Consider the following 4862-nt stretch of genomic DNA (forward strand, 5'->3'; position numbering starts at 1 on the left):
CCGCTGAACGGCGTCCCCGCTACACCCACTGTGACAATGACCGCGCCCGCGACGGTCTGCAGCCCATCCCAGAGCAGGCCCGACAGGGCGTCTTCTTTGCGCTGGCGTTCCGCTTCCGCCTTGACGTCATCGACGTATCCGGAGAACAGGGCCTGCCACCCGTCGGAGGCGACCTGCTGATTCGTCCGGCAGTACTCCAGCATCCCCCCGGTCAATTCCCCCAGCGTCCCGAGGGTGAGGTTAAAGCTTCCCGGCAGGTAGGAGCGTCCCTGCCCGACAGTGAGACTCCCCAGGTTCCCGACAACCCGGGTCAACTCCGCCACAAGGTTTTTCACCTGCGCGAACCCGGGATCGGTGGCCTCATACGTCGCCCACGTCTCCTGCTGAGACTTCGCGATCGACCGCATCCGCTCGAAACCCTCCGCAGCGGCATCCGCCGCGGTCGCCCCTGCGCCGTCCAGCGACACTAGGTGCGACGCGCGGGCAGCAATCGATCGCAGGTCGGTCGCGAATCCGCGTAACTTTTCGATGCCGGTATCGAGTTGGGCACGGTGGGCGTCGTACTCGTCGTTCACGAGCCGGAAATTCCCGTCCGTATCCACCTGAGAATACCCGTTCCAATACACGCCGATCGCGGTCTGGAACGTGGACAGGCACACCAGCAGCGACTGCACGATCGGGACATGCACTTCCCGAATATACGCGCGCATCGCATCAGCACCCTGACCACTGATATTCCCCGAGGCCGCGAGACTCTCACACCACAGACGACCGAGTAGCGCCCTTCCCCACCCCAATGCGCTTGTCGAACCAGCCAGCGAAACCACGAGATTTTAGCGTTGGTCGACCCAGCGCGTCAGGATCGCAGAGAAGAACTCATCGAAAGTGTCGAACATCTCCATCTCTTCGGCAGAGGGCTTGTCGAGTATCAGGTACTTCTCGCGCTCGATGTCGTAGACGAACCAGTCGATATTCCCGTCCCCGAGAAAGGTGTAGCGGCGCTGCTCTTCGACCTCATGCCAAATTATGTTGCTGGCGATGACCGCATTGTTCGTGGAGACGTCCAATGGGTTTATGTCGTCACTCAACTCCGCGTCGACATGATAAAAAACGTTGCCGTCGTGCTCCAACCCGTTCTGAATCTTCCAGAATTCGGCGAACTCAGCCGGAATGAAAAGACCACACACAGACGCCGCAAATCTCACGAACTCTTCGACATTTCGAGCGGGTTCCGGGTTTGAGTGACCTCGACTGATTCTATCCCGAGCCAAAACCAGAAGTGCCTCTTGCCATATCATCGCTGACCTCCCGTGTACACATCACCCGGAATTTCGGGCCAAGGGACTAATCTTCCCTCTCCGACACGGAGGCTCCTAGTGGCTTCGATCTGATAGTTCGTCATCATCTTGTGGTAAGGCTGATTCTTCATGAGTATCAGGTTATCGAAATCGTTAGTACCACTATCATCAAGAGGATGCTTGTGGTGAACCTGGTACCCGTCCGGCAGCCTACCATTTCTCAGGTCGGTGATATCAACATCATCGAACCCGAGGTGACGCAGATCCATCTCTTTTCGAGCCAGATTCTTGAGGAAGTTGCTACGGATCCTCCGGTCGAATTCGTTTCGCAGCTGTGTCGCCTCGCTGCGGTCGCGTTTGATGTACTCGAAGTTCCTGACACTGATGTCCTTGACAGTCAAGATCTCGCCGCGCAATGATGCGGAGAATACATCGCCATTGGAGAGCCTCGACTCAAACCCTATAGAGCCGCTTCCGCCTCCGAAGTTGGTGCGTGGTGTGTCGGATGTGTCGGTGGTGCGGAACAGACGGGTGAGGGCGTCGGCGAGTGGTGTGCCGGGTGGGAGTGTCCCGCCACCGGCGAGTTCGGGCGCGGGGTGGAGGTTCTGCCCAACCTCGCCGAGCTTCTTCTCGGCGTTGCCGAGCGCGTTGAGGAGGTCGTCTCTCGTAGCGGTGAAAGCGTGCTTGACGGTGTCGGTCGTGTTGGCGACGACGACACTATCCGACGTCACACTCGACCCGTCAATCGGGTCTGCTGGCTGTATTGTCGGTGTGAATTCGTCGCTGACTGTCACTCCTCCCGCGCCGAGGTGGTTCTTGAGCCAGTCCATCGCGCTGGTGGTCTCACTCGCGGTGGCGATCGTGACGTGTTTCCCGAAGTCGAGGTCATCGGCCTTGGTGATCAGACGCCCGAGGTCGTCGGTTTTGTTGAGCAGGATGTCGAGTTTGGTGACCTTCGCCGCAGCGCCGAACGGAGGATAGCGCTTTTCGCCAGGCGCGTTCCATTTCCGTCCATTTCGAGCCTGCGCCGCGGTTGAGAACTGTTGCTTGGCTGAGGAGGTTGTCGAGTTCTGGGCTGCCGTCGAAGACATCCGCGATCAGGTGAGCCGCGTCGCCCGTGGGGAGCTTGTCTGGCGTGTTCGGGTCATGCTTGAAGCGAGGGCGGCCGGTGGGCTTCAGATGGAGGTTCTCGACGATGACCCGCTCGATCAGACCGTCAGCGTTCGTTTCGTACACGTAGTTGTGGTTCGTGCCGGGTGCACTCGGTGGCCTTACTCGCCGGCTAGCTCAGCCTCAAGCTGCGCCGTCCAGGCGTTGTCACCCTTCGAGAACAGCCAGAAATCGTCCTTCTTCTCCTCGGCAGAGAGATCGTCGTAGTATGTCCAATCACTCTCAGCAGTGCCCGCTTTGGTGTCCATCGCCCAGCGAAACCGCACTGGGGATTTACCTTGCACGGTACGGAGGATGTCGTGCAGTTCCGTGATTCGCGGCCTGACGAAAGCGACATTCTCATAGAACCCGGTGTCGTCCAGGACAGCAGAGACGTCGAGGACGCGACCGCCGACAATGACAGTCCTGACGTTACCCTCGACGCTTGTGACATTTCCATAACTGTCGTCCGTAATTCTACCTTGCACATAAAATTTGTCGACTTTATCACCGACCTGCTCCATGCTGAAGCTCAGAATCTCGTTCTGGATCTCCGACAGCCGTTCAAAACTAGTCTCGTTGGGCATCATCTTCCTCTTCGGTTAGTCTCGGGCACGGTGAGGCTTATGCAAAATTCCCTCGCACGCTCAGCGAACAAGCCTCTGACCAGAGCTTTTGTGAAGTCCTACCCAAATTTTGCATAAGCCTCAGTATTTATTTGGTTTAGAAAACGTAACGCCGCTCAGATACCTCCCGAGCTGCCTTCGCCTACCTACGAGCGAGGATCTCGTGTTGGATCCGCAGACCGAGTTGCACCTCTTCCAGAGAGTTCTCGCCGAGCACGCGACCGTCGCCGATGCGGAACAATACCCCGTCTTTGAGGGGCTCATGCCGTACCCCGTCCGGGAGGAACTCGACGAACGATGGGTCTGCCCGGTAGTTCAGCCAACCCAGCTGCTCTTTCGTTTCTGAGTCGTGCACTGCGTCACGGTAAGCCCGCTCGGTGACGAGCGCGCGATCAGGGTTCCAGAACTCGATCATGTATCGAAACACCCGTTCAGACACCACGGGGTCAAGCAACGGCGACGCAGGATCGCCCACCTTCAACAACACCCTATTCAACAGGCGAGGACTTGTAGTTCCCGCAAATATCGACACGTACACAAAGTCACGCGTCTGTTGCCTTTCTGGCTCGGTCACAAGGCTAAAGCGCCAACCAACACTTGTCGTTGAATTCGCGGTGGGGCAGCCATCATCATCAAGGTGCGCGAAGAAATGCTTAGGAGCACTCCTATCCCAGCCGCGTTCGAGCATAAGCTTTTCAAGGTGCTGTAGATCAGCTCCGAGCGGTTTCTCGTCGTTCATTCGGTCGCCGAGCACATACCAGGTTTTGAAGACGGGATGCAACTCTCGTAGCCCTTCAAGGAACTTTCGCACCTGGATCGTGAACTGACCGAAGGTCAGTTCACGTGGTTGCCAAAATGCGCCGAGATATGGTTCAAACGTAGTCATGGTTCCTCGCTCTAGCTCAATACGGAGTATAAACGGTTCTGATCGCGCCTTCGATGCCTTCCTCGGTCAGCAGCAGATCAACTGCTTGCTTGGCGGCCTCTGTCGAGAAATGCCATTCGACAGGAGTGTCGCCGGCTGCCTTAACCTGTTTTATAATATCGTCTAGGGCCTTTGTCTTCCAGAATTGGGGTTTCAGTGGTGGGTACTTCTGCCAGTCTTTGGCGTCGATGAGCACGTTACGGATTGGATCGTATCCGTCGAAGTCTACGTCATTTACTCGGTACTCTGTGCCGCGTTCCATGCGTGTGGTGAACTCTTGGTACTCCTCGCCCCCGTTTCGTTTTTGTGTTTCCCTCCAGATGCCGGGTCCACCCTCAGTCTGGCCACGCCAGGATTCCCCAGCACGAGGAAGCTCGCCCGGCTTCAGCGTCAACAGTCCGGCATTGGCAGGTAACTGATCACCACTGCCTCCGCGGTTTCCAGCATCGACGTCTGGACCTCCACTACGCGACGTCACACTCGACCCGTCAATCGTGTCTGCTGGCCGTATTGTCGGTGTGAATTCGTCGCTGACTGTCACTCTTCCCGCGCCGAGGTGGTTCTTGAGCCAGTCCATCGCGCTGGTGGCATCATTCGCGGTGGCGATCGTGACGTGTTTCCCGAAGTCGAGGTCATCGGCTTTGGTGATCAGACGCCCGAGATCGTCGGTTTTGTTGAGCAGGGTGTCGAGCTTGCCGACTTTCGCCGCAGCGCCGAGGGGGAGTAGGTTCCCGGCGATCTGGCCGATGACGAACGCGTCTCCCGAGGCGGCCTTCCCGGCGGTGGTGGTCAGCTGGTTCCACAGGTGGGAGAACGCTTCGCCGTTGGTCGCGAGGGTGAACACACCGGTCGCGACGTCGTGGA

Annotated in this window: 7 protein-coding genes; all 7 read right to left on the reverse strand. The window is 57.9% G+C overall.

Features of this window, described 5'->3' with window-relative positions; all coding sequences use genetic code 11:
- Window positions 1-710, reverse strand: a 710-nt coding sequence (locus tag B0H03_RS15780; protein WP_243411142.1) for an LXG domain-containing protein, incomplete at its 3' end; no start/stop codon positions are given.
- 123 nt (window positions 711-833) lie between these two features.
- Window positions 834-1298, reverse strand: coding sequence for a YrhA family protein (locus tag B0H03_RS15785; RefSeq protein WP_237399644.1), 465 nt, complete (start codon window positions 1296-1298; stop codon window positions 834-836).
- The gene (locus B0H03_RS15790; RefSeq protein ID WP_104354296.1) at window positions 1295-2128 is read right to left on the reverse strand and encodes an HNH endonuclease signature motif containing protein; all 834 of its coding nucleotides are present in this window, start codon (window positions 2126-2128) and stop codon (window positions 1295-1297) included. Before B0H03_RS15790 ends, B0H03_RS15785 begins: the two co-directional genes overlap by 4 nt.
- Window positions 2129-2183: 55 nt before the next feature.
- A complete protein-coding gene (locus B0H03_RS17615) occupies window positions 2184-2534 on the reverse strand; it encodes a DNA/RNA non-specific endonuclease (protein WP_104354295.1) in 351 nt (116 codons plus the stop codon).
- A 35-nt stretch (window positions 2535-2569) separates the two neighbouring features.
- Window positions 2570-3034 carry a hypothetical protein gene (locus B0H03_RS15800; RefSeq protein WP_133248956.1) on the reverse strand — a complete coding sequence of 155 codons (465 nt, stop codon included), beginning with the start codon at window positions 3032-3034 and terminating at the stop codon, window positions 2570-2572.
- 181 nt (window positions 3035-3215) lie between these two features.
- Window positions 3216-3959, reverse strand: coding sequence for an Imm52 family immunity protein (locus tag B0H03_RS15805; protein WP_104354293.1), 744 nt, complete (start codon window positions 3957-3959; stop codon window positions 3216-3218).
- Window positions 3960-3975: 16 nt separating this feature from the next.
- A partial coding sequence (locus B0H03_RS15810; RefSeq protein ID WP_207774260.1) for a Tox-REase-5 domain-containing protein occupies window positions 3976-4862 on the reverse strand: 887 nt, incomplete at its 5' end.

Origin of the sequence: Rathayibacter iranicus NCPPB 2253 = VKM Ac-1602, from assembly GCF_003149025.1 — a bacterium.
Classification (GTDB): Bacteria; Actinomycetota; Actinomycetes; order Actinomycetales; family Microbacteriaceae; genus Rathayibacter; species Rathayibacter iranicus.